Origin of the sequence: Ohtaekwangia koreensis, assembly GCF_900167975.1 — a bacterium.
GTDB lineage: Bacteria > Bacteroidota > Bacteroidia > Cytophagales > Cyclobacteriaceae > Ohtaekwangia > Ohtaekwangia koreensis.
In genome coordinates, this window is sequence record NZ_FUZU01000001.1 from 412,605 (window position 1) to 435,055 (window position 22,451).

Below are 22,451 nucleotides of genomic sequence, written 5' to 3' on the forward strand. Positions count from 1 at the left end.
CGTTAAGAACCTACAATAAAGCATATGTATTATAGCTGTTGTTGTATGCTGGGGCGTCTTACTTGCTCTTCGTTTGGATTTCAATTTTTAGTTTCTCGTTTCTCTTTTCCTTTTCCAATCTGTCAGATTTGTCACTTAAGTACAAACTGTAAACACCAATAGCCAAAATTGCAAGCGCGTTGATGATCGCATCTATTGTTTTGACAGTCGTCCAAAGTGTCTCTACTCTTGTCTCTTTAAATTTTTGAAAATGTCCACCGTCAAATGACAAAAAATAAAATCCCTTATTTGTCCGCGAAAGAATGTATTCTCTTGGAACCTCACTATTTCTGGAAGTCACCTCAGTCAACTTTACAAGCTCTTCCCTTCCGAGTTCTTCAGATAGGTAGGTAATCAATTTTACGTCCCGTTTTAATTTGTCGGCGATGTCATACACCGACCCATTTGGGATATTTCCTTTTTTGTCAATACTCTTACAAGCTTATTATTAGCGCGGAGCAAAGGGTGATCTAAGAATGTGCAAAGGTACTTATTGCAATATTCCGCGTTATGTTCGATTTGAAATAATGCCTTCTCAACTAGTGACAACGGATTATCAATCGGGATCAAGTCACTTTTACCCTTGTTGGGTGTTGTAAAGTTGTATATGCAGCGAAGAAGTTAACTTTTGTTTCAATTAATGTGTCATCATGGGTAATTTTATCGATCATAGTTTTTAGACATTCTGATAAATATTTCGTCACTTGTTAATGTGATAGCTACCCTGTCCATAAAAATGCACTGTAACGTTTATGCTAAAAAAAATACTTCTGAAGTATAACACTTCAGAGGTATAAATGCAATTCAAAAATTTCCTTATAAAATACCGGTACCCAGCAACGCTCCTAAGAGCCCATCTTTGAAGACATTGCTGAGACCGGAGGATGAAGAGAAGCTATGCTTGTGTTAATTCAAAACCGTGATTTTTTCTGGATGGCATACTTAAGTCCGAACTGCGGAACTACTCTGGTGTCATCGTTGCCTTGAAGAAATTTTTGTCCGCCTACCGCTAACTCAAGCCATAAGCCTTCGTTGATCTTCATTTCTCCACCTATAGTATAGCGTATATATTCGCTTTTGTCTGTAGTCTCGCCGTTGATGGTAGCCTGACTGTATAGAAATTCTGCGGATAATCTTTTATCAGCTTTGCCAAGCAGCAACCTTCCGCCAGTAGAAAACTCCCACTTCAGCGGCATGGATTTATCTTTGTAGTTAATATAGCTTGCCTGGTATATAACTTGTGAACTTTTGGCAAGTGTTGAGTTACTATTAGCAAGACCAGGAATGCGTCCGGCAATGCCACCGAAGATACGCCAGTTGAGAAGTGATAGATCTTTGATGGTGTTTTCAGCAGAGTTATACTTGGACCCTGCCTTTAATTGAATAACCAGGCGATTCCAATTCTCTTCGATAAAAATTTTCTTTTGCCGCTTTAATTCTTCACTGAAATTTTCGGCGAACTCCTCCTCTTCTGCCTGCTCTGTAAATGTGAGCTTGGCGTTTTGGACAATCAACATTGACAATGCATTGCTTTGAGCACTATCAAGATTGATGTTGAAAGTGCCGAGCTTTTGCAGTACGGTATCTTTCATAACGAGAGCATACAGTTGATTGTCGGTTGAATCATAGCGAAGGAGTCTGCTTCTATATCCACCGCCAAAGTATTGCAGTATTGCTACTTTTGTTTGTGATGATAATCTGGAGGTAGGAGTCAGTGAATTTAGAAATTGATTTACAGATTGCAGGTGTTTGTTTCGCTGACCTGCAAGTGACATCTGGTTAGCTATACTATCTTTGTTTGCCAGGTAGTCTGCAAAGAAATTTTGTAAAGCTATATTTGCCACAGGATCGGTCCTGTCAATCGGTGTCCAGTTTATACCCCACGCTGCGAGTAAATTAGAGGAGTCTCCCTGTGCCGTTCCTATACTGATCTGTAAATTCTTCAGAGATTTATTCTTCTCCCAAAAGGAGCGTACTTTTAAAGCCTTTGCCAGTATACGATACGGTGCAATTTCCATTGCCAATCCTGGTTTCAAATTTCCATCCTGGTCAACATAATTTTGAATGCCAACCGCCAACTCCTTTACATTCCCCGGACGTACAACATCATTGGAATTTATATCCAGTATAGAAAATGCAGTTATATCGGGTACGGAGAAATCGACATAGTAATCGTCAATAGTGATAGAATCGGGATTCTGTGCGTATAGAGAGGCTCCTGCAAGTATACCTATACAGATGAGAATAATCTTTTTCATATATATAGGAGTTTAATTTGTGGCTTCTAAAAGTGCATCGTCAGAAATTTTTACTGCCGCTTCTGCCGGGACATCGATCTGTCGTGTCCATATATTCAAAACTTTATCATCCTGCGTCCAGGTTATCGTAACAGTAGCGGTCAACGTGCTTGTCGAGATATTGCCAAGTCTTATATCCCAGGAGTTAATGTCGTCATCAAGATTGACAGGGAGCCCCAATATATGGTTAGAGTTACCACCGGCCGAACTTTTGGATTTGAAGGTGAGATCACCCACATATATATAGCTCCATACTGGTGCTTCTTCGACTTGTATATCAATTGATACAGGTTTGTCGGTTTTACTGAATCGAATGAGTTCCATAACGTTTGATGAGTTTAGTGTATTTTATTTCTTTTCGTTTATAACTTTTGTTGCATATGGTACTATACCTATACCCAGCGATGCCAGTATAGGCCACAATTCTTCGAACTTAGGCACGGGTAGCCCTTTGATCGCGAAGTACATATAGTAAGAGGTGATGCAGATCGCAATGATCACCGCAGAGAGACCGGAGAAGAAAGCGATCAACCGACTGCTGCTTCTTTTTAATACGGGTTGCTCGGGTGTTTTTCCGCCGGCTATAGCAACGGCTTGAAGCTGTTCTACCTGGTCATCCGACATGTCTACAGAAAGAGCATCCGCTATTTTATACTTGTCCTTCTTCAGCCAGCGCAGGAAATACCAGAGTAAGAGTATAAATAGGATCACCGGCAGTAGGATCATTACCCATTGGATGAAGTCGGGTTTTGCTATGCATTCCACACAAGGCGGTACAGGAGGACGAGCAATGATTACACGCTTTATTGAATCGGATTTTTTGATCAAGGTCTCCAGGGATTTGTTTCCAGTGGTATTCAACTTAACAAGCTTACTTAAGCGATTCACGATCACCGTATCGGTTCCGGGAGATGACTGCGCGTGCGATGTATATACACCTCCCAAGAATAAAATCATGATGCAGATAATTGTTTTCATATTAGTGCTTATTTAGACAACAGTATATTTTGAGGTTGGGCATCAGGGTTTATGATCTCTGATAACAGTATCAAAGTTCACTCGACAGAAGCCGTATATCAACGTGAAAAGAGACGTATTTATACCGTGAAAAATCCCGTTCCGAACGCGGAGAGAATGTTGGAATATAGCATTCAAATCAGGAGAGTATATCTCCTCTTAAAGAAACTCTAACTCTAAAAACTAAGATGTATGCAAAGAAGATTTAAACTCGGTGACAAAATTGCTTCGATCGAGCAGACACCATCGTTGAGGTTCTCTAATGATGGAACCCAGATGATTTTTACCTTTCCGGTAATTTCCACAGAATTACCCGACTCAGAATCAGAAGAGCCGCAAAACAGTAAGCGTCACACGCATCGTGATCTTGTCGAGCTTGCAGGTGGATCAGTTTTCAGCAATGGCCTGAAGGTTTCTCTTTCCAGTGTGAACAGAGACGAAGCAGTATTAACGATGAGCATGAAAGTAAATTCAAAAGTGCCAGGTACAGGAACGGCCTTTGCCAAGATTCTTAATGGCAGCAACGGTAACAGCCATCATTCATAGGTCCCCTATCCTCTCTATAAATGAAAGAAGCTATCTCATTTGAGGTAGCTTTCTTTTTTTACTGACAACGGTTTAAGGTATATATTAAGATATGTTTATGAAAGCGCGACAGCTTCTTCTTCACCTGTCTCACTTTCTTCTTCTACAGGCTCCGTAAGTATATAGCGCCGAATGAACACGTCCCACCCGAAGCGTTTTGTGAATTCAGTGGGCGAGAGCGATGATTCAGTCATGAAGTTATCGAGGAATGATGTTTTGTAGTCTTCCTGTAATCGGGGAAAGTAAATGGAAAATCCAGAAGGTTTTATAGCAGCGCTGGTGCCGTCATCATCAAAGTCTTTCCCAACAAAAGATTCTATAACAACGTTATCCAGCAATGTTTTGAATGTATTAAAGAGACTATCCGTGAATACTTCGGGTATTTCTTCATAAAGACGTGTGATAAGATTTCGGAAGTCGAGGAGACAGAACATTGGTATACCCGGAGATATATAGTCACATTTGTTTGCAGCTGCAAGTATTTTTTCACGATGGGTAGGTAAAGCTTTTGTTAATATTTTCGCGAGCTTATCGATCATTCGCGCTAACGAAGGGTACCACGAAAGATCATTTGCAAATAAAGCTACTTCATCGCGTGAGGCAGAAATAGCTGTATTCGTTTCTTCAGCAAATGAGTTTACTATGTTTTTTGAAAGCGCTTCGGGCAATATATCCGGATCGTTTCCTATACCTTCGAGAATAACCTTGTAATTGAATGTGTCCTTAAAGAACATCACCGTTTCAAAAGTAATAAGGTAATCTACTGTATCACTCAACTCATATCCGGTATCAAAGAAATGCAAAAAGCAATTGGCCATAACAAGCACATCGATCTTCTGACCATCAAACGCCCATTGAATAGCCTGCTTCAATTCGGTCATCGTCAATATTGGTAGTACGTCATCCTCCTCTGCCGGCACCGCTATTCGGTTTTGCCTTTCTAAGTTCAATTGTTTTTGCTGGCGGAAATGAAATGTTTTTAGATTGAGATTTTCTGGAGGATTCCTCGCTGCTCTATTTATACCCGGAAAGATGCCAAAGGGCTGGCCATGATCCCAGGTGAATAATATATACTTCTCTGCCATAAAAGATGAAAGAACTTTTTCTTTGAAGAAACCGGTGATGTCTTGTTCTTTGTCAATTCTAAAGTCGCGGCTTTCATGGATATACTGAAATATACATCCACCCGTCGGGTTACGTTCAAGGCTGCAGAATAGTGTAGTCCATCCGGGTTCCTTCATAGAAACATCACCTGGCCCAAGTACTCTCGTAATTGGAAGTATATCCGGGGCTATCTCTGCTTTTATATTGATACAGAGCACTACGGCTATATCTCCCGTTTTTTCAACAGAGGTTAGCTGGTCGAGTAGTTGGTTAAGCTCTCGAATGTTGTCGGCTGCACCTTTAATTAGAAAGATGGCAGTCCATTTGTGTTTTTTCTGTGACATAACTGTAGGGTTTTAGAGTATAAGTAAAGTTGCCGACAATCATTATACATCACAATGTGAAAACGTCCGGAGTGATAACGGGAAAATTCCCGTTATCTGTAAAATCTTAAAACCGGAATATTGTACAGTTGACGCGGATGATGTATATTCCATACATATTCCGATAGTTACTGGTAACGTTTGGCACTACAACCTTTATGAGATATGATGAAAGTGATGATCGGGATCGCTGATGACCAACGGTTATTTTTAAAATCGCTGGTAACCCTTGTTAATACCTTCAGCCAGTTTACTGTTGTACTGGATGCGCAGAATGGTAGTGATCTTTTAAATAAGCTGGAACGAGCCGAGCAGGAACCTAATATCATTTTACTGGATGTAAACATGCCGGGTATGGATGGTATACATGCTGCGCAGGAAATTTCACAGCGATATCCAGCTATCAAGCTCGTAGCATTATCGATGAAGGATGATGATACTACCATTATCAGCATGTTCAAAGCCGGATGCTGTGCATATCTGGTAAAAGATATACATCCCGATGAACTCGAGAAGGCATTGGCTGAAGTATATAGCAAAGGATTTTACAATGCCGATGCTATGAATATAAATTTCCGGAGATTGCTGGCGCATGGTAACAAGAAAAATGAGATCAGGATCACCGAGCGAGAAATGACATTTTTGAAATTCGCATGTACGGACATGACCTATAAACAGATTGCCTCTGAGATGAACCTTGCCGAACGCACCATCGATGGATATCGTGAAGCACTGTTCGAAAAACTGAATGTGCAAAGCAGAGTGGGAATGGCGATGGAGGCGATTCGGAGGAAGTTGGTGGAGATATAGTATACTAACAATTAAATTTATGGATAATGTAAGAATTGATCTCTCAAGCAATCTTGTGAATGCATCGGTTGATCCAACGATTAGAATTGAACCAGATATGGCTGGTTATAGGGTAGTTGTTTCTTTTGGAATATTAGCTACCAAAGTCACAGCTCCTCCTACATCTGGCCAAGTAAAAAGTCAGCGAGAGACTGAACTAGGTGCTAACATCTTTAATGAGGCGCGCGTTTCAATAGGGCTTACGCCTATAGCTAGTGATGACGCAGGTTCTATATTGACGTTTATTGTAAAAGCAAAACTAGGCACGAAGGTTCCTGGTACCGGATCCTCATCAATAACAGTTTTTGAAATATCCGATTTGGACGGATTATTGAAATGATTCAGGCGTTATTTTGAGCCTGGTGTATTTGGCTTCATGAACTCCATAACAAAGTTAAACCAAAGTCGTTCTTTGGCGAAACTTGTATTCTCGAAGAATTTCAAATGACGCCTGGAGACAATTACACCATTTAATTGAATTGGAAAGAAAATGGAGAACCCATATGGAAATTTTCTTTTGGCAACGTCATGATAATAGACTTTACCTATATATCTGGCAACGATTACTCTTTTCATTAGGAGCCATAGCCGAGTTCGAGTAAGAAACTGCCAATATCGTCCAATAGTTAGTTGGAGATTTTTTAAGAGGTTGAAGAAGTCGACAATATTTAGGCTATCATTAAGTTCTGGAGAATTAAGTCTGGCCATTATAAGTTCGTTTTTGTTGTGGCTTAATTCTCTTGACAATGCATGTACCAATCGGTCTATGAGCCTGGCGATTAATGAGTAGTAACTAAGATTAGTAGCAAAAATAGCTGTTACAGATTTTGCTATACTGCCAATTTCCGCGTCTGTATATATTTTAGTTTCGAATGAATTTACAATATGTTTAGCAAGTTGTTTGGTAGGTATATCTGGATTGCTAAAGAGTTTTTTGAAAAAGAACTGGTAGTTATATCCATTAAAGAACATATATGTTTCCGGTGCAATTAGATATTTAACATTTCTTCGCAATGCATACCCGGTATCAAATAATTGCATATAGCAATTCATCATGACGACTAACTCTATTTTTGTGTTTTTAAAGTTTTGATTAAGAGCTGCAGCCAATTCATCCATAGTGAGTATTTTTTGTTCTTCTTCGTTATTCAGATTGGTTTCTGCTGTTATTTTTTTTGGTGGCAAAGAAGTTGATTTGATAGCTAGCTGTGGATATTTTTTGAATAGGTTATCACTTAGAGGATGTAGATCTGTCTGAGGGTTTCCATTAGGTAAATTGTTAAATATGCCATAAGAGCTTCCATGATCCCATGTGAATATTATATAACGATGGCTATTTGTATTGACTAGAAATTTCTCCAAATCCCGCTGTAGAGTAATATCAAAGGTGTCATCAGACTGGATAAATTTAAGGTCATTTAGAAATTCAGAATTTTCGGCGCTCTTCTCAAAACCGTAAAACAAAGTTGTCGGAGTAAGATTTTTATTGGGGTTTTGAATAAGGGAAGGGTCTCCCGACTCGATAGCTTCTCGATTTTCTTTGCCTACGCTCATGCATAGGAGTATGCACACCTCATCGTTCATTTTTATAGAACGAAGTTCGTTCAACATCTCAATAAGCTCAACTACACTTAGATCAGTTGCTTTAATAACAAAGAAAACAGTCCACTTTCGTTTCTTTTGCGACTTCATTTTTGTAGTTTGATATTTTGTTGTGAAAAGCTTTACCTACTATATACTTCTAACGGTTATACTCTGTCCAACGATGGCTTCCTTGGGACAGGAGACTAAATTTGTCACGCCTATTAAATATACCCAAAACGAAGGACTCTCCAGTTACTATATAACAAAAATAATCAAGGACTCTTATGGCTTTCTCTGGATCGGTACACAGGAAGGTCTCAATCTGTTTGACGGAAATCGATTTCAGACTTTTACAAAGCGCTCACCGGCCAAACAGAAACTGAACGGAAGTTTTATCTCTGATCTGCTGGAAGATAAAAAGCGAAATTGTATCTGGGTGCTTTTGTCGTATGGGGAAGTTTGTGCCATCGACCTGCAAACTCGTACTGTTACCCGTAGGGTTTTGCTCGATACGAGCAATCCCGATAACGTAAAGTGGAAGCGATGTCTTGCGTTGAAAGGTGACACACTGTGGATAGCAGGACTTGACTTTGCATACGCTTACCAGGTCTCCACGAACAAAATATTACCCATTGATATTCGGGCGAAATGCGCTGTCGGTAAGGCAGAACTCAATATCTCGATGATTCATTTTGATCAGCATCAAAGCATGATCATCTGCGCTGACGGTTATGGTATAATTATACTCGATAAAAATCTTCGTCACCTCCATACGTTCCGGGCGGATGAATTGAATGCTCCGGGCACGTATACCAAACTTCGGTTTTGGGACGCTGTTATGCTGAAGCATATACTATATATCGCCAGCAGTACAGGATTAAAGATAGTAGATACAGCTCCTGCGCAAATGGCATTAGTGCCGGCTGATGATATTCCACTGGTGCGTGAGGGTGAGCTGTTGAGCATTGCTGCATCTTCCGATTCTTCTTTGATGTTTTCAACGTCAGCAGGTGTTTATGAATATAGCCTGTCGGCAGGAAGTATTGTTTCGTTGCGGGATAACAATCCGGCTAATAATTTATTTACCACGACTTATGATATATACTATGATCGGCAACTACACCAGGCTTGGATCGGTACCTTGGCGGGTATTGCTTCTTTTCCTACGCGTGTGGTACATTTCAAAACATTTTCTGAGTATGGCGCCAACGTAAAACTTAAGCATTTGTTTTCTGTACTGCCCGTGTCGGAGAATATAATTTATGCAGGTGATGAGAATGGCATATACTATATCGATACAAAGACAGGTGAGATTACGCAGATTGATGCATCCGGTAGTAACCTGATGTTGTTTCAGGATCAGGCACGTCATGTATTCGTTTCGAATAAAACCGGCTTTCATCTTATTGATGGTAAAAGTCTGAGGCCTGCACACTCGGTTTTTCCTTCCATGAAATTGCTGAACTCCGATCATCTTAGCTGCGGCATTCAGTATAATGATTCGTTGGTGTTGTTCGGTAGTATTATACAGAAAGGACTTACCATCTGGAATACGCGTACGGGTAAATTGCAGGTATACCATCGGCAATCGACTGACCATACTATAGCAGGACTTACCATTATTAATTATCTCTATAAGACCCGCGCAGGCGATGTGATGATCCTTACGGAAAAATCAATTATCGCTTTTAATCCGCTCATTGGCAAATATACCACGCACACCATTCGCGACAATCTGACGCAGGAGGTGATTAGTAATTTTATGGATATGTGTGAAACAGATGATCGCTTTTACATTGCTACGTATGGTGACGGACTGATTGAAACGGATAAGCAACTTCATGTAAAGAAAATTATTCGCTCGGAAGATGGTTTGAACAATACCTGTATATATCGTGTATTTCCCTTTCAGAATAAAGCTATACTGGCAACGACTAACGATGGGCTTTCGCTGATACACCTGAACCCGTTAAAGATCAAGAATTATTTTCAAACCGATGGACTCAATACAAATGCTTTTGAACAACTCTGCGGCTACCAGGACGACCATCGTATTATTACCGGAGGTGTTGATGGCTTTACAATTATTGATCCTTCACGACTTCCGAGTAACGCACGACCTCCCGATCTATATCTTTGGAATCTGAAGGTAAATACAAAATCCGGTGTGCTCGATACCTGTCACATTGCGATGAAAGCAATGCGTATACCGACTGATGTGCTGCAGACTACTGTATCCTTTTCGGCTTTAAACTATAGCAATCCAAAGGCGGTTCGGTATGCTTATAAGATCAATGAACTTAATAACGACTGGATAGATTTAGGGAAACAGAATTTTGTAGACTTGATCGGATTCTCCCCGGGAGATTATACTTTGGAAGTACGTGCGGCAAACGAAGATGGTATATGGAGTGACGTGCCGCTGTCGCTTAGTCTCATCTATATACCGAAGTGGTATCAGACGAATATTTTTAAAATTGCTATTGCGCTGTCAGGGGCTATGTTTATTTATGGGTTGCTGCGTTATCGCATCGATCAGCTTAGAAAACAGCAGGAGATACGCAAGCAGATCGGCAGCGACCTGCACGATGATATAGGTAGCGTGCTGAATACACTGAAGATCTTTACACACTTGGCCAAGCGCGAACCGGAAAATAAATCTCACCTCGATCAGATTGAAGAATCGATAACACAAGCCACTACTGGTCTTCGTGATATGATCTGGGTATTGGAGGAACCGGAAGACACGATCTTTGAATTAACCGAGCGTATCAAAAAGTTTGCATTGCCGGTATGTATCGTTAACAACATTAAATTCAATACGAACATTCAGTCTGACAACAAGACAAGGAATTTACTCAAAACTGAAAAAAGAAATCTCCTTCTCATTGCAAAAGAATCAATCAACAATAGTATCAAATATTCACAATGCAAAAATATTTCAGTTTCTATAGTTCAATTCAACCAGGAACTTAGTATTACCATAAGCGATGATGGTGTTGGATTCAAGATGGAAGATGTGATCTATGGAAAAGGCTTAAAGAATATTCAATACCGGGCCGGGCAGATAAATTTTTCCTGTCAAATGGACGCCACGTTAAATGGCGGTACAACCATTCATCTGCAAAAAGGAAAGAAAACATCCAGCTCGTTGGACACTTCCATTTGAAAAAAGTGGTTCATCTAATTCACAATCACTCGCTTGAATTGGATTCGTCAGTCATTTGTACGTATCATTAATTTAATATTGAAGGAACGTTGTGTTAACCCGGAACAGTAAACTCACATTTTATATATAGCGAACGTTGAGTCGATATCTCCTCGGGTTATACCGTTCACCACCATTCATTTGTATCCCAACAACACAAACTATATATTACATAAATTAAATGTTATTACTATGAAAAGAACAGCAAGTGCACATTGGAGTGGTGACCTCAAAGCAGGTCAGGGAAACATAACAACCCAAAGCACAACCCTCAACAAAACACAATATTCATTCAACACCCGCTTTGCAGATGGTGTTGGTACTAATCCGGAAGAACTGATAGGAGCAGCCCATGCCGGTTGTTTTACAATGGCACTAAGTGCTGCTTTGATGCAGGCAGGCTTCACAGCCGGAGACCTGGACACAAAAGCGACCGTTGAATTTGATACAAACGCTTTAAAGATCACCGGTATAACACTTGACTTGGTGGCTACACCGATCGCGAATGTATCAGCGGAGCAATTTAAAACTATTGCTACTGCAGCAAAAGAGAACTGCCCTATATCCAAGGCACTCGCGAGTGTACCCATTACGCTTAATGTAAGCTATTAATGTCTTAGAAACGAAACTGGGGTGGCTTTGAGCCGCCCTTTTTTTATATCAGCATTTCCCCTCTTTTAGACTGTATCGATATATATCATATATAGAGCACAGAAAAACGCTGATCAATTTAAAGATACCTTTCCTATACCGTCAGTTGCGGGTTGTCAATCTCATTTTGCACGGTCGTATGTCATCATTATTTTCCGTTGGTTAATATATGACATCACGATTATGACTAGACCCAGATTTTATTTGCTTGCCTTTGCCTTCTTCAGCACAACGCAATCTTTCGCCCTGTCAAGAAAGAAAAACGTCTTATCAATTACACTACACCATATAATTCAATGATGTATAAAAGGTTTACGTTCACCTTGCTCACACTGGTTGGGCTGTATAACGCACCTTCATTCGCCCAGACCAGTATAAAGGCTGATGACAGAACGATTGCTTATTTAACTCAATTCAGGTCTGACTATAGCAAGCGTATACTGGAAGGAAAGCCTGAACAATTGTCAGCTTTCTATGACGATAACATCCGACTGATGGTAGAATTTCAAAAAACCATGTTCGGCAAAAGTAATGTCACTGCATATCACAAAGCATTGCTCACACGATTTGATACTAAATCCTATAGTCGGGAAAACTTGGAGATTCTGGATCTGGGTTCAATGGTGGTTGAATACGGTATATTTAATTGGAAAGCTATACTTCAGAAATCCGGCAAAGAGTATGATCTGAGTGGTAAATATCAGCATGTATGGAAGAAGCTTGCGAATGGCACGTTGCTTCTCATTAGCGAAGGCTGGAATTACAATGAACGCCAGGATATAGCGGATCAGCTTCGATTTTCAGATATACCTATAGTAGATGTCGCGACACAGGCGCACGTGCCAATTAATACGAATATAAGTTTTGAACTGGCAGCATTAAACCGGTTACAAGAAGCTACCATATCGGAGCACGATGCGAGCATCTGGTCGCAATTCTACGCAGACGATGCAATTCTCTACACGCAGTATCATCCGATGCAAAAGGGAAGAAAAGCAATCGGTGAATACTATATGCAACACGTTAAGGAAACTCCGGTATTTGAAAAGCTGGATATTCGGAACGATCGCATTGATGAATCCGGAATTTATGTAATAGAATATGCCAGTCATATAGCGATCATCAGAAATGGAACTTTCTCCGGTGTATTTACAGGAAAGGATCTTGCCATCTGGCGGAGAGAGCCCAATGGATCGTTGAAAATTTTCAGGCACATGGCGATGTATGATTAACAGTAGCCTATCATCATTCATTTCACTAAATTCATTTTATAAAGACAATTTTATATGCATAGATTTAAAATGATCTTGCTGTCGGCAGCGCTTCTTTCCTGCTGTCAGTTTTCGAAAGCACAGCTTTCTGAAAAGTATCCAAACTATACGGAGCATTCTTATAAAGCATTACGCTATGGTTTATTCAAGCCGGAACATTATGATGCGAAAAAATCATATCCGTTGATTGTATATCTTCACGGTAGTCGTGATACAGTATCGCGTGACATCACCTGGTATCAGCAATCCATTCAGAAAGAGAATCCCGTTTTTGTGCTAACACCTAAATGTGACGAGTCTAACCTGGGCTGGGGCGATACCTGGCGCGCTGCACATACACCTGCTGCTATAAAAACATTGAGCCTTATAGACTCCCTTGTTAAAGTATATAACATCAATACCAATCGTCTATATCTATATGGTATATCGATGGGCGGTTTTGGTGTTTTTTCCATCGTCTCAAAGGAGCGCGGTAAATTTGCTGCAGCGTACGCCATCTGCGGAGGAAGCAGCACAGAGGTCGCGAGTACATTAACGCAAACTCCATTGTGGATTTTTCATGGCGATAAAGATGATGTTGTCCCGGTGTCGCTCTCCAGAGACGTATATCACGAAATTGTCAGATTAGGCGGCAAGAATGTAAAATATACCGAGTACCCGGACGTAAAACATAATAGTTGGGAAAAGACTACTCAGGAGAAATCTCTCCCTGGATGGTTGTTATCACAAAGCAAAGCGCAGATGAAATGATGTTGATCATTTTGTTTATACAGGAATAGGTCTCATACTATATTTTTTAAAACAAACGGCCGCACTATGTACGGCCGTTTTGTTTGTTATATATCTTTATTCTATACTTACTTTTGTGATGACCTTGCTGGATTTCGCTTCTGAATTTCCCTTGGTTAACTGCACGATATACATACCTTTCATAAAAGCAGATACGTTGATTTCGTGATATAGCTCGCCAGCTTCACGGACACCAAGGTCTTCGGTATATACCGCCTGGCCATTCGGTTCAATCAACTTGATCTGAATGTTTGTTTTTTCTTTTAGCACCGTGCGCAGCTTCAGTATATTTTCTTTTACAGGATTGGGATATAGAGAAATAGCCTCGTCAAGCTCAGCGACTAGGATATCCCCTTGCTCATTTGCCTGTGCTTCTAACCTGGCTACACCTGCAGTTCCAATGATCCATTTCTGACAGTTGTTCCCATTGTAGTCGTAGAGCGCAAGTTGTACACCAGCCGTGGTTGATGCATTGGGTACTTCCACTACCCGGTTGCCTGTTAATGATGTAAATACCAGGCTGCCGTCACCAGCACGTTCAAGTTTATACTTCTGGCAATTATTATTTAACCAACTATATAATTGTAGTTTGGAACTATTGCTGGCACCACAGTTAATGACATCTGCAGCAAGCCCGCCAAGCGTACAGGTAATTTTATAGGTTCCGTTTCCCAAAGCTGCAAAGGCCCACTGCTGGCAAGTAAGTCCGTTACTGGTACCTTGTGCAATAGCTTGCCCCGATGCACCGGTACATCCCCACGCATCCCATACGAGACCGCTATTTTTATTTGTGATTTTATAGCGTCCTGCTGCAATCCAGTCGCGGGTAATATAGGGCCAGTTGGAATTCCAGCCAATGTTTGCAATCCCCAATGTTGGCGTACCATTATTATTGCTGTCGTAATAATGATATGAAATAAAGTTATATCCATTTTCGGAATATAAGCCAACATGTCCGGGGCCTATATAATTACCTGAAGCAGCAAGAACCGTAGTGCCACCACCGCTTAGCAAGTTGACTCCGTTCTGATCGTAGTACGTTCCATTCGGACTCGTAGACCTGCCCATCTGTACATAGTAGGTACTGCTCGTGCCGTTGCAACATACGCCACGGTTGTAAAATAAATAATAATAACTTCCATTGCGGATCACGTACGATGCTTCGTGTTCGCTGCTGCTGCTACCCGCTATATTTTTGAGTGTTGAATTCAATCGCTTGCCGGTGGATGCATTAAGCTGTGCGATCCATATACCGGTAAGATGCGATCCAAAGGTCATCCAATAGTTACCACTGGCATCTGCAAATAAAGCGGGGTCAATAGATCCGTACGCACTGGAGTTATCCGAGTAAATTACCATTCCCTGATCCGTCCAGTTCGTGAGATCGGTACTGGTAGCCACTCCAATAGCACAAGGCCTTGCGCCTGTGGAGCACGAATAGTACATATAATATTTTCCGTTCATATAGATACATTCGGGCGCCCAGAAAAAACCAGCAAACCCCGATACATAGGTGTTGATCCAACTGGGCCATGTGCCCGATGCAAAAACAGTTGGCGCAGCGGTCCATTTGATAAGATCGGTTGATGTAAGGTGATAGATCTGGTCGCCAGTACCCCACACATGGTATACACCGTTGCGTTTAATGATGGACGAGGGATCATGAATTCCGGTTATACCCTGCAGCGCGAATCCATGTTGCGCAAGAAAGAGTGTGCCCAGGAAAATAACAATGACAATCATATTCTTCATCCGAAGAATACAATCTGATAAACAGAGCGATCTAGCTATCATAATAGTTTGTTTTAGGTGTAGTAATAATTTTAAAAAGTAGTGTGCGGTATAGATGCAGAAAGAATATGCTATCGCTAAGAAAAATAGAGAAGCATTACCGCTATATTTTGACATAGCAATCCCGTCAACAACATATCCAATGCGCTGAAGTATACATTTAGTACTTTAAAACTAACGGACTGAAGTGCCGATTACATGGAAGTGCAGGTATTACTCTGTGGGTCGCTTTTTATTTTTTTCCCCAGAGTGCAGTGCCTTCGTTATTCAGCCCGGTAAATACGAGACAAGCTTTTTTATTTTCCCAATCTCTGCCCCGTTCAAGGTATACACTATCAATTGAAGCGTCATGCCAATGGAAGATTAGCCACGGTGCCTGGTAAGACCACGTATCGTTGGCGTTTCCATCTATAGTATTATCGTTGCCGAGAACCATGTTAACAGCAACCTGCATATCGGGTGAAGTCTGTTCTTCGGAATATCCGGGAACAACTTTATACCCGAGCGTGATTTTCTCCCACGTGCCTGCTATATTTTCTGCTGTGATCGGTGTCTGCTCCGTTGCAGCGTAGCGTTCCGGTGAAGCAATCGGCCAGCCATCACCTGTCCAGTATAATTTACGAACATGTAAATCCATATAGTAGAAATTAACGCCTGGCCTGCCTTGATGCGCTATATAGTATTGCTCACCATTTTGAAAAACCGCACAATGCGATGTTCCCTGCCATCCACCATGTCCTGTAAATTGATAGGGTGCAATGATCATCGGGCCATGGTCTTGCTCTACGTTAAGGTCAACGCCATTAAAGTCATAGAACGGACCTTCGGGAGCATCAGCGCGCCCTACACGAACATTGTATTTTGTTGACAACCAATCGTAGGCCATGAAGAGAAAATATTTCTTCAGTGTACTGTTATAAATAATTTCAGGACCTTCCAGGTTCCCATTAACCTTGCCGTTTGTAAACCCACGCTGCGCGATACGTTTCCCTTTATCACCTCCGGAGGCTGCAAGTCCCGTGGCAGCATTCAGTTTAACAATATATATACCGTCCCAGGCAGAGCCATAGTACAACCAATGATCCCCAGCCGGTGTTACCAATACCGTAGGGTCTATTGCATTCGTCTGGATGGTATTGTTATCGAGCGATGTTACCACGATATCTTTCTCTGTCCAGGGACCAATGGGTGTTGATGCAGTTGCTAAACCAATTACGCTGAGGCGCGGTTTCGCGGATGAGAGTGAATAATATAGTCTGTACTCACTGCCAACTTTTAATATATAGGGTGCCCATAATGCGTTAAAGGGAGTTCCTCCATTGGCTTTGATGAAATCAGATCCTTTCTTTGGCAGTCCATCGAATACCCATCCCACAAATTGCCATTCGACAAGATCTTTGGATCTGCGGATTTGTATTCCCGGAGGTACATCAGTGCCAAAGCCAACATCGGTGCTATAGCAGTAATAGTAGTCACCATCTTTCATGATTGAAGGATCATGGACGTTGTAAGGGCCCCACTTCGAGTAATTGCTGAACGGTGCTACATCGGCATAGGTATCATTAATGTTGTTGATGTCAAATGCTACCGGTGTGACAATGACGGTGTCTGTGCCATCGGTTTCGATAGAGTCGTCCTTGGAGCAAGACGACATACAGATAACAGTGAAAAATAAAATACACGCAGCAGGTATATACTTCAGATATGGCATAAGTCAGATTCTTTTAGTATGGCCTGAGCATTCAAAATAAATCATGCCGGCTATATATAATTAGTATGTAATAATTTGAAAATTGGAGGTCTGATTTTTTGTTGCATCATCAATAAAGTCTTTCCCGTCAATAGACAGGAAAGACTTTTATCAATATTAGTTAGCCGGATTAGGCGATAATTTTTTGTTTACATCCAGTTCTCCTTGCGGGATCGGCAAGTATTCATTTCCTGCACTCCATAAGTTGAAGTCGGCATCATGCGCTTTTAATGCAGCAAGCTTATCGGCATCATAAAACCATCCCCAGCGAATGATGTCATTGATGCGTTGGCCTTCAATGGCAAATTCCAATGCACGTTCATGTGCGATCTGGTCACGCATCTCATCTTGCGTCATGTTGGGTTTGGTGGTAGCAAGATCCGGAAGATTTGCGCGGTCTCTCACCTGCTGTATATAGGGATAGGCAGCTGCAGTTTGTTTTAATTCGTTAAGAGCTTCCGCATACATAAGCAGTATATCTGCATATCGTAACACACGATAGTTGATGCCGGAATTTAAATCATACTCATTCACATAACCGGCTTTCCCATCGTTGGTATATTTCCTCGGGTATATCTTATCCGATGCATACGGCCATGCATCTCCATATACTTTTGTGGAATTATCATCCGGTTCGTAAGAAGCGATGGTTGCCAGCAAACGCGGATCACTTTTGCCATCGGTGGTCTGTTCAAGTTTATACTCATTATAGATCCATTGCGTAGGAAGAAAATCCGAGTATCCGCGACCATCCATAGAATACGTGCATGCCTGGGCAGATGCTTGTTTCCAGTTGGCAGCCGGATCGCCACCCCAGTTCATAACTGTACCACCAACCTGCGATGGATCAGCAAACTGCACCTCAAATAATGACTCTGAATTGTTTTCATTTCCGTCTGTGAAGTTGTCGCGATAGTCATCCACTAAACTATATAGTCCTCCATCGATAAGCTCCTTGAATTGATCTGCGGCTTTTTGCCATTCTTTCCTATAGAGATACGATTTACCTAGCATACCCGTTGCAGCACCCTTTGTAGCGCGTCCGATTTGTCCTGCGTCTGGCCCCGTTACATTCGCATAGGAATCAGGGAGTAAATCTTTTGCCTGCTGAAAGTCACTATATATTTGATTCCATAATTCCTCTTCGGTAGCTGTTGTGGGATAATAATCATCCGGTGTTTTAGGAGTTGCCAATACAAGCGGAACAATTTTATAAAAGTTTGCCAGTTTAAAGAATGCTAAGCCTCTTAAGAAATAGGCTTGCCCTATAATTCTGTTCTTGAGCGCTTCATCCATTTCGATGTCTACTGTATTCTCCAATACCTGGTTTGCTCTCCAGATCAATCTATAATAATCTGCCCAGATCCATTGTACAGGGCCAGAAGTAGTAGGTATGGTGAAGTTAGAGACTTGAACAAGATCAGGCCACGGGCTATCCCCTGTAACATCGTCACCTCTTCCATCGCTTAATGCAGGAGTCATGCGTGTATAGGTTCCGTCAATGATCAGCGTTGCATATATAGCATTGCAGCCGGCCATTGCCTGGCTTTGCGTCTGCCAGAAATCGGATGTAGTCTGGCGGTTGGGATTTGATATATCCAGTTTATCATCACACGCAATCAGCGCTACGGTTAATATCAGGTATATAACTTTTTTCATGTGTTGAAATTTTTAGTGAGTGGACAGATGTTCGCCTGGGTTAGAAACCTATTTGAACGCCAACCATAATAGTTCTTGGCTTTGGATAGGACCCGGCATCAAAACCAGGGTTCCATACACCCGTTGTAAAGTCAGGATTGTATCCTTTATACTTCTGGAACGTATATAAATTCTGACAGGTGATGTATACTCTGGAATTCGTAAGCCCTTTTACAAGATTGTCTTTTAATTTATATCCCAACGAGAGCGTGTTGATCCGGAGATACGTTCCATCCTGTAGCCAGTCTTTACGGTTATTATCACCACCGTTATTATTCGGGTCACCTGTTACTAACCGGGGAACATCCGTATTCGTGTTCGTGGGTGTCCAACGATTCAACGCATCTTCATGATAGTTCATATAGTCCGTAGTGTGCATCAGCAACCGATACGTCCAGTTGTTGATTACATTCCCGGTGCTTCCGGACATGAAGATTGTCAGATCAAAATTCTTATAGCCCGCAGAGAAATTGGCGCCATAGTAAAAATTAGGTAAAGCTCTTCCCAGATATACTCTGTCTTCAGCGTTAATCACATTGTCAGCAGCATCCGGAACGCCATCACCATTGGTGTCGACAGTAAGCTGATCTCTGAACTTTAAATCGCCAGGAGATGTGCCCGCATTTTGAAAGGCATGCCCGGTGATTTCGTCCTGTGTTTGAAATATACCTTCAACATCGTATCCGAAATGTTGGCCGATAGAACTTCCAACCTGTGTTTTGGATCCAACGCCATATACCGGTTCATCAAATCCTCCGAGGGAGAGTACTTTATTTTTAAGTGTATATGCATTGGCTGATATATCAAAAGTGAAGTCGCCCGTCTTTTTGTGATATCCAACAGTAAATTCAAAACCTGTATTCTGTAAACTTCCGGCATTCACTACCGGGTTTCCATTCGAGCCAGTGGAAGCAGGGATCGGTACACCTACCAATACATCTTTAGTTTTGTTCCGATAATATTCAACGGTAAAATCAATTTTTCCATTGAAGAATGAAATGTCAAGTCCTGCGTTGCTGGTCACTTTTGATTCCCACTTGATGTTCGGATCAACCAGTGCTGTTTGTGTAGAGCCTGTTACTTTTTGGCCGCTATAGTTATAGGATAAATTCGGGTTGATGGTAGCGGCATATAAATAATCGCCAATGCTTTGATTGCCGAGTTCACCATAACTTACTCTTGCTTTTAACTCGTAGATGAAGCTGGGCAACTGAAATATTTTTTCGTTGTGCAGTTTCCAGGCGACCGCTACAGACGGGAAATTCCCATAGCGGTTTGAAGGCGCGAAACGTGATGAACCGTCTCTGCGAATTGTAGCGGTTAATAAATAGCGGTCATCGTAATTATAGTTTAATCTTCCAAGGAAGGATGATAGCGTATTTCGATAAGAAGCTCCGCTGGCAGATTTATTACTTCCATTGTCAAGCACCGGGTAATACGGACTCGTTAAACTTTCGGTGTGACCACCTTGTACTACCGTGCTGCCCGATTGGTACATTTGCCCGGCAAGAAAATCTATACCATGGCGTCCGAAATTCTTTTGATAGGTAATGGTGTTTTCGACAAGACCAGTAGTATACATGCGTGTTGCTTCATCCAGCCTGGGTATAGCTGATTGAAAAAAGAATCCCAGGTCTAATACAGGTTGAAAGAAGAAGTCGCGTGCAAATGTTTTATCGTAGCTCAGGTTTAATTTATAGTTGATGCGGTGACCATTCTTATTAAGCAACTTGGTCTCCGTATATACATTGGCGAAGATGCGGTCTACATCCGTATAGTTTTTCACAAGACTGTTTAAGCCCGGTATATTTATAACAATGGCGCGTTCAATGTTGGATGATGTGCCACCGTATCCACCCTCACGATTAGGATCGTATAGGGGCATGGTAGGAATGGCCATCAGCAAATCGTTGATAAGCGGAGGTCTGTTTCCATTCAGAAATGCGGCTGAGTTAGTTAAAGCATTTTCATGCGAATGCGTATAGTATAGCGATTCGCCTATTTTGAAAATGCCTTTTTCTGTGGTGGAATTGACGCGTATAGCATAACGATCAAAAGAAGGACCATTGCCAACAAATGTTCCCTGGTTATTCAAATAATCGAGTGATAAATTATAGGTAGATGTTTTACTTCCACCGGAGAAATTCAAATTGTGATCTTGTCGCACGCCAGTTTCCAAACCTACTTTTTGCCAATCGGTATCAATATCATCAATGAACAACGGAGAGGTTGGATCATTTCCCGGTGCCATCGTTCCGCCTCCGTTCAATTGTGATTCATTGTTCAACATCTGGTATTGAACACGGTTAGTGACGGGCATGTGCTGCCATACTTTATCTATACCATAGTATGCATTATACTCCACGCGTAACGGCTGATCTTTTTTACCTTGCTTGGTAGTGATGATCACCACACCATTTGCCGCTCTTGATCCATATACCGCACCAGCCGATGCATCTTTTAATACCTGTATAGATTCAACATCGTTGGGATTGAAATCGCGAGGTGTTGTACCAATGGGTACACCATCGATAACATAGAGTGGCTCTGCATCTCCGAAAGTTCCGATTCCGCGAATGCGGACACTTGGAAAGGCTCCGGGTTGACCATCACTCGTTACAGCAACACCGGCTGCCCGGCCTTGAAGTAACTGTGCTATATCATTCGTTGCATATTTTCTGATCTCGTTGGAACTCACAATGGCAACTGCACCCGTCAGGTCAGATCTCTTCTGTGAGCCATAACCGATCACAACAATTTCATCTAACGCAGTGATGTCCGCTTTGAGCGATATATTTAAAGTCGATTGTGTTCCAACAGTAGCCTCTAAAGTCTGGTAGCCGATAAAGCTATATACCAGTATAGCGTCATCATTGGGTATATCTATTGTATACGCGCCATCGGCATCTGTAACGGTACCGACCGTTGTTCCTTTCACAACTATATTTACACCGGGCATAGGCGATTGATCATCGGAGGAAGTCACTTGTCCGGTAACGGTACGTTGTGTTACTTCTTCAACCGGAGGAGTCGCCTCTTTCGATTCTTCAACACGCGTTACATGTATATTATCATTGATGCGCCTGAAGCGCAGATCTGTTTTGCCGGCAATTTCTCCGAGTAAAGTTGCCAGATCTTTTTTGTCTGCTGTAACCGAGAGACTGTCGGTTGCTTTCAGATTTATATTGTTGTAGGCGAAATGCAGACCGGTTGCCTTTTCAATTTCATGAAATACATCTTTGATAGGGCGATTCTGCACATGCACGGTAACGTAAATGTTTTTCATGCTTTTACGCTGTGCCAGGGTGCCGTTATAGGATAATAAAACGGTCATCGTTGTGCACTGTAGAATAAGACCATAAAATGCGTACTTGGTCATGGTCAGTACTTTTTTAAGTAATGATGGTATCATACCTTTGATATGTTTGTGTTATA

Annotated in this window: 17 protein-coding genes; 7 read left to right on the top strand and 10 right to left on the bottom strand. The window is 41.6% G+C overall.

Annotated features, from left to right (window positions below; translation table 11 throughout):
• Nucleotides 1-58 precede the first annotated feature (58 nt).
• The 4 genes from B5Y40_RS01750 to B5Y40_RS01765 form a co-directional block, all read right to left on the bottom strand.
• Nucleotides 59-397 carry a hypothetical protein gene (locus tag B5Y40_RS01750; protein WP_143785568.1) on the bottom strand — a complete coding sequence of 113 codons (339 nt, stop codon included), beginning with the start codon at nucleotides 395-397 and terminating at the stop codon, nucleotides 59-61.
• Nucleotides 398-950: 553 nt separating this feature from the next.
• Nucleotides 951-2,297 (bottom strand): hypothetical protein, encoded by a 1,347-nt coding sequence (locus B5Y40_RS01755; protein ID WP_079684990.1) that lies wholly within the window; start codon nucleotides 2,295-2,297, stop codon nucleotides 951-953.
• 12 nt (nucleotides 2,298-2,309) lie between these two features.
• Complete coding sequence (locus B5Y40_RS01760; protein ID WP_079684991.1) at nucleotides 2,310-2,660, bottom strand: hypothetical protein; 351 nt, start codon at nucleotides 2,658-2,660, stop codon at nucleotides 2,310-2,312.
• A gap of 24 nt (nucleotides 2,661-2,684) precedes the next feature.
• On the bottom strand, nucleotides 2,685-3,314 hold the full coding sequence (locus B5Y40_RS01765) for a hypothetical protein (RefSeq protein ID WP_079684992.1): 630 nt from the start codon (nucleotides 3,312-3,314) through the stop codon (nucleotides 2,685-2,687).
• A gap of 231 nt (nucleotides 3,315-3,545) precedes the next feature.
• Between B5Y40_RS01765 and B5Y40_RS01770 the strand changes: the two genes are divergently transcribed.
• Entirely contained in the window at nucleotides 3,546-3,899 is a 354-nt protein-coding gene (locus B5Y40_RS01770) for a hypothetical protein (RefSeq protein ID WP_079684993.1), read from the top strand.
• Between the two features lie 95 nt (nucleotides 3,900-3,994).
• On the opposite strand, the gene B5Y40_RS01775 is transcribed toward B5Y40_RS01770, so the two are convergent.
• Complete coding sequence (locus tag B5Y40_RS01775; RefSeq protein WP_079684994.1) at nucleotides 3,995-5,386, bottom strand: clostripain-related cysteine peptidase; 1,392 nt, start codon at nucleotides 5,384-5,386, stop codon at nucleotides 3,995-3,997.
• Nucleotides 5,387-5,590: 204 nt separating this feature from the next.
• Here B5Y40_RS01775 and B5Y40_RS01780 point away from each other — a divergent pair, with 204 nt between their 5' ends.
• Nucleotides 5,591-6,235 (top strand): response regulator transcription factor, encoded by a 645-nt coding sequence (locus tag B5Y40_RS01780; RefSeq protein ID WP_221408857.1) that lies wholly within the window; start codon nucleotides 5,591-5,593, stop codon nucleotides 6,233-6,235.
• A gap of 19 nt (nucleotides 6,236-6,254) precedes the next feature.
• Complete coding sequence (locus tag B5Y40_RS01785; protein ID WP_079684995.1) at nucleotides 6,255-6,614, top strand: hypothetical protein; 360 nt, start codon at nucleotides 6,255-6,257, stop codon at nucleotides 6,612-6,614.
• A gap of 8 nt (nucleotides 6,615-6,622) precedes the next feature.
• On the opposite strand, the gene B5Y40_RS01790 is transcribed toward B5Y40_RS01785, so the two are convergent.
• On the bottom strand, nucleotides 6,623-7,966 hold the full coding sequence (locus tag B5Y40_RS01790; RefSeq protein WP_079684996.1) for a clostripain-related cysteine peptidase: 1,344 nt from the start codon (nucleotides 7,964-7,966) through the stop codon (nucleotides 6,623-6,625).
• A gap of 22 nt (nucleotides 7,967-7,988) precedes the next feature.
• Between B5Y40_RS01790 and B5Y40_RS01795 the strand changes: the two genes are divergently transcribed.
• The 4 genes from B5Y40_RS01795 to B5Y40_RS01810 all read left to right on the top strand — a co-directional run bounded on the left by B5Y40_RS01795 (nucleotide 7,989) and on the right by B5Y40_RS01810 (nucleotide 13,738).
• Entirely contained in the window at nucleotides 7,989-11,027 is a 3,039-nt protein-coding gene (locus tag B5Y40_RS01795) for a ligand-binding sensor domain-containing protein (protein ID WP_143785569.1), read from the top strand.
• Nucleotides 11,028-11,258: 231 nt separating this feature from the next.
• Nucleotides 11,259-11,678, top strand: coding sequence for an OsmC family protein (locus B5Y40_RS01800; RefSeq protein WP_079684998.1), 420 nt, complete (start codon nucleotides 11,259-11,261; stop codon nucleotides 11,676-11,678).
• A 335-nt stretch (nucleotides 11,679-12,013) separates the two neighbouring features.
• The gene (locus tag B5Y40_RS01805; RefSeq protein WP_079684999.1) at nucleotides 12,014-12,949 is read left to right on the top strand and encodes a YybH family protein; all 936 of its coding nucleotides are present in this window, start codon (nucleotides 12,014-12,016) and stop codon (nucleotides 12,947-12,949) included.
• Nucleotides 12,950-13,003: 54 nt separating this feature from the next.
• On the top strand, nucleotides 13,004-13,738 hold the full coding sequence (locus tag B5Y40_RS01810; protein ID WP_079685000.1) for a carboxylesterase family protein: 735 nt from the start codon (nucleotides 13,004-13,006) through the stop codon (nucleotides 13,736-13,738).
• Nucleotides 13,739-13,834: 96 nt separating this feature from the next.
• Here B5Y40_RS01810 and B5Y40_RS01815 read toward each other — a convergent pair whose 3' ends face one another.
• From B5Y40_RS01815 to B5Y40_RS01830, 4 genes are all read right to left on the bottom strand, one after another.
• Nucleotides 13,835-15,571 carry a family 43 glycosylhydrolase gene (locus tag B5Y40_RS01815; RefSeq protein ID WP_159453579.1) on the bottom strand — a complete coding sequence of 579 codons (1,737 nt, stop codon included), beginning with the start codon at nucleotides 15,569-15,571 and terminating at the stop codon, nucleotides 13,835-13,837.
• 229 nt (nucleotides 15,572-15,800) lie between these two features.
• Nucleotides 15,801-17,279, bottom strand: a complete 1,479-nt coding sequence (locus tag B5Y40_RS01820; protein ID WP_079685002.1) for an arabinan endo-1,5-alpha-L-arabinosidase — start codon at nucleotides 17,277-17,279, stop codon at nucleotides 15,801-15,803.
• 156 nt (nucleotides 17,280-17,435) lie between these two features.
• Nucleotides 17,436-18,977, bottom strand: a complete 1,542-nt coding sequence (locus B5Y40_RS01825; protein ID WP_079685003.1) for a RagB/SusD family nutrient uptake outer membrane protein — start codon at nucleotides 18,975-18,977, stop codon at nucleotides 17,436-17,438.
• A 40-nt stretch (nucleotides 18,978-19,017) separates the two neighbouring features.
• A complete protein-coding gene (locus B5Y40_RS01830) occupies nucleotides 19,018-22,302 on the bottom strand; it encodes a SusC/RagA family TonB-linked outer membrane protein (RefSeq protein ID WP_159453580.1) in 3,285 nt (1,094 codons plus the stop codon).
• Between the last annotated feature and the right edge of the window lie 149 nt (nucleotides 22,303-22,451).

Excerpts from the sequence above, each read along its gene's own strand:
- B5Y40_RS01755 (WP_079684990.1), bottom strand. The coding sequence starts at position 2,297 with ATGAAAAAGATTATTCTCATCTGTATAGGTATACTTGCAGGAGCCTCT.
- B5Y40_RS01760 (WP_079684991.1), bottom strand. The coding sequence starts at position 2,660 with ATGGAACTCATTCGATTCAGTAAAACCGACAAACCTGTATCAATTGAT.
- B5Y40_RS01765 (WP_079684992.1), bottom strand. The coding sequence starts at position 3,314 with ATGAAAACAATTATCTGCATCATGATTTTATTCTTGGGAGGTGTATAT.
- B5Y40_RS01770 (WP_079684993.1), top strand. The coding sequence starts at position 3,546 with ATGCAAAGAAGATTTAAACTCGGTGACAAAATTGCTTCGATCGAGCAG.
- B5Y40_RS01775 (WP_079684994.1), bottom strand. The coding sequence starts at position 5,386 with ATGTCACAGAAAAAACACAAATGGACTGCCATCTTTCTAATTAAAGGT.
- B5Y40_RS01780 (WP_221408857.1), top strand. The coding sequence starts at position 5,591 with ATGATGAAAGTGATGATCGGGATCGCTGATGACCAACGGTTATTTTTA.
- B5Y40_RS01785 (WP_079684995.1), top strand. The coding sequence starts at position 6,255 with ATGGATAATGTAAGAATTGATCTCTCAAGCAATCTTGTGAATGCATCG.
- B5Y40_RS01790 (WP_079684996.1), bottom strand. The coding sequence starts at position 7,966 with ATGAAGTCGCAAAAGAAACGAAAGTGGACTGTTTTCTTTGTTATTAAA.
- B5Y40_RS01800 (WP_079684998.1), top strand. The coding sequence starts at position 11,259 with ATGAAAAGAACAGCAAGTGCACATTGGAGTGGTGACCTCAAAGCAGGT.
- B5Y40_RS01805 (WP_079684999.1), top strand. The coding sequence starts at position 12,014 with ATGATGTATAAAAGGTTTACGTTCACCTTGCTCACACTGGTTGGGCTG.
- B5Y40_RS01810 (WP_079685000.1), top strand. The coding sequence starts at position 13,004 with ATGCATAGATTTAAAATGATCTTGCTGTCGGCAGCGCTTCTTTCCTGC.
- B5Y40_RS01815 (WP_159453579.1), bottom strand. The coding sequence starts at position 15,571 with ATGATAGCTAGATCGCTCTGTTTATCAGATTGTATTCTTCGGATGAAG.
- B5Y40_RS01820 (WP_079685002.1), bottom strand. The coding sequence starts at position 17,279 with ATGCCATATCTGAAGTATATACCTGCTGCGTGTATTTTATTTTTCACT.
- B5Y40_RS01825 (WP_079685003.1), bottom strand. The coding sequence starts at position 18,977 with ATGAAAAAAGTTATATACCTGATATTAACCGTAGCGCTGATTGCGTGT.
- B5Y40_RS01830 (WP_159453580.1), bottom strand. The coding sequence starts at position 22,302 with ATGAAAAACATTTACGTTACCGTGCATGTGCAGAATCGCCCTATCAAA.